The sequence below is a fragment of the uncultured Thiodictyon sp. genome (assembly GCF_903828115.1).
Taxonomy (GTDB): domain Bacteria; phylum Pseudomonadota; class Gammaproteobacteria; order Chromatiales; family Chromatiaceae; genus Thiodictyon.
Genome location: NZ_CAIKKU010000455.1, coordinates 1 through 2,461 on the forward strand (window position 1 = coordinate 1; position 2,461 = coordinate 2,461).

A 2,461-nucleotide genomic window follows, 5' to 3' on the forward strand; every position below is an offset into this window, starting at 1 on the left:
ATAGCATTTCTGTTCATCCAATAATTCGACGAGCGAGAAAATGAGCATGTGCGTGGATCCAAAAATATTTTAGTATAGACTATCTCATTATCAGTTATTATTGGCTAATAGTAAAGCATCACACATTTGGCCTCATGAGCCTGAAGGTCAAGGCGCCGGATTAGTCCGTCCATACCGGCGGGCGAGACCCAGTGCCCCCAGGCACAGCAGCGCGAGCGTGCCCGGCTCCGGCGCGTCGGCGGCCGGCGGCGGGTCACCGAGCACGAAGTTGACCCCGTAACCGCCGGCCTCGCTCATGGTCAGGGCATAGCTCACCTTGATGTCGAGGTCGGTGCCGAACGGGGCATAGGGAGACCAGGCACCGAGGTCGAGCAGGCGGTCGGTGAACCAGGCGTTAGCCGTCGCCAGGTCGACAAAGCCCTGGGACAGGACGCTGCTGCCGTTGACCGTGACATCGAAGGCGAGGCTGGTGAAGGCGGCACCGACGCTGAAGGCGTCGACCAGCCCGAGCGCGATGTGCCCGGTGTCCGGCAGTCCGGCGGCTACCGGGTCGATGTTCCATTCCAGACTGCTGGTATAGGTCTGGGCGCCGGTGGCGCCGGCCGCGTAGTTGGCGCCCAGGGCGCCGCTGCCGAAGCCGATGATGACATCCGGGCTGTCGAAGAGGGTACCCACATTGGTCCCCAGCCCCGCGAACTTGGAATAGGCCGACCCGTAGGCGTAGGACTGGGTCTGCGTGCTCGCGCTGTCTGCCTTGATGGGGTCAGCGCTGTTGACCAGGCTCTCGGCCACGGCGGCGGACGCGACCGGGGCCTGGCTGACGGCGGTCAGACCCTTGACCCAACCGTCGCCCTCGCGCGCGGTGGCCCGGGCGGTGCCGCTCTTACCGAAGGCACTGGAGAGGGCATAGGCCTGTTGGCCGTCGGCGGCCAGCGCGGTCGAGACGGCGTCGGCGGCCGCGAACGGCTGGCCGGAGACGCCGCCGGCGGTCGCGGTGGCGCGGGCGTCGGCCGTGCCGGAGAGGGTGCGGGTGGCATCCGCGGTGGCGCTCGCTTGGGCCCACCCCGCGGTGCCCGAGGTGCGACCGGTCCTGGCGCTTCCGCCGGTCGCGGTGGCCACCACGGTCGCCGCACCCAGGTCGCCGCCACTGGTGCCGCTGGCGGTGGCCCGGGCGTTGCCCCCCGCACCGCCCTCGCCGTCAAGGGATCCGCCGCCCACCCCGCCGTCGGCGTTGGCCGTGGCGGTGGCCGATCCGCGCAACGCCTTCAGGCTCAGCGCCGCGTTCGCGGCGCCGCCCGCGCCGCCGCTGCCGCTGCCCGAACCCGCCCACCCCGAGCCGCCGCCGCCCCCGCCGAGGGCGTTCAGGCTCACCTGGACCGCGGCGCTGGTGAGGTCGAGGCGCTGGAGCCTCGATGACCCGTCCCCGCCGATGCCGCCGGCGGCCGTGTCGCTGTTGCCGCCGTTGCCGCCCTGGGCCCTCTGGGCCAGGTCGAGGGTGCCGCCGTTGGTCGACCCAGTCACCTTGTCGACGAGGCTGCTGGCCGCCCCCGCGCCGCCGCGGGCACCCTGCCCACCGGTCCCACCAGCCCCACCCTCCTGGTAGAGGGTCACGGTCGCCGTCCCACCGACAGCGGTCGCGCTGGCCGTGCCGACGGCCGCCCCGCCGCGGCCGCCGGTGCGACCACTCCCCTCGGCGTAACCGCCGCGACCGCCAACCGCCCAGGCGTCGGCGCTCGCGCTGTCGGTCGCACCCTGGGTCACGCCGATCGCATCGGCGGTGCCGGTTCCGCCCAGACCGCCGGTACCCGCGGCGCTCCAACCGCCGGCGCCGCCCAGTGCCGCGGCCGCGCTGGTGACGCGATGCGCCCCGGTCAGATTGCTGACCGCGCCGGCCGCGGCCCCGGCGCGCCCCTCGGCACCGACAGTGCTGTCGCCAGCGTCGCCGCCGATCGCCATGACGCCCCCCTGGACCCCGGCGCTCTGGGCCGGACCTTGGCGGTCGTCCAGGGACAGACCCGAATAGGCGGCCCCCCCCGCGCCGCCGACCGCGCTCCAGCCCTTCCCGCCGGCGCCGCCCCGTGCGGTCTGGCTCAGGGTGAGGAGGCCGCCGTTGGTGGAGCCGGCAACCTGGTTGGTCAGGCTGCTCGCCGCCCCGGCCCCGCCGCTGGCGCCGGCTCCGCCGGCACCGCCGGTCTGATCCAGGGTCGCGGTGGCCGTCCCGTGCTCGCCGCTCGCGGTGGCGATGGCCTGGGCGCCGCTCACCGCACCGCCGTTGCCGCCGGTAGCGCTACCAAACACGTAGCTGCCGCCGCCGTTGCCGCCTTGCTGCTCGACGCTGGCCGTCGCCGCGGCGCGCCCGGTCGCGATCGCCGTGCTGCCACTCACACTGCCGCCCGCCCCGCCGACCTGGCCCGCAGCGGGGCCGCCGCCGCCGCCGTCGCCGCCCTGCGCCTTGGCGGCG

1 protein-coding gene is annotated in these 2,461 nt (G+C 73.7%); it reads right to left on the minus strand.

Annotation, left to right across the window (positions count from 1 at the left end; all coding sequences use genetic code 11):
• Nucleotides 1-147 precede the first annotated feature (147 nt).
• The coding region (locus tag QZY48_RS16700) for a PEP-CTERM sorting domain-containing protein (protein WP_295432984.1) at nt 148-2,461 on the minus strand (2,314 nt) is incomplete at its 5' end.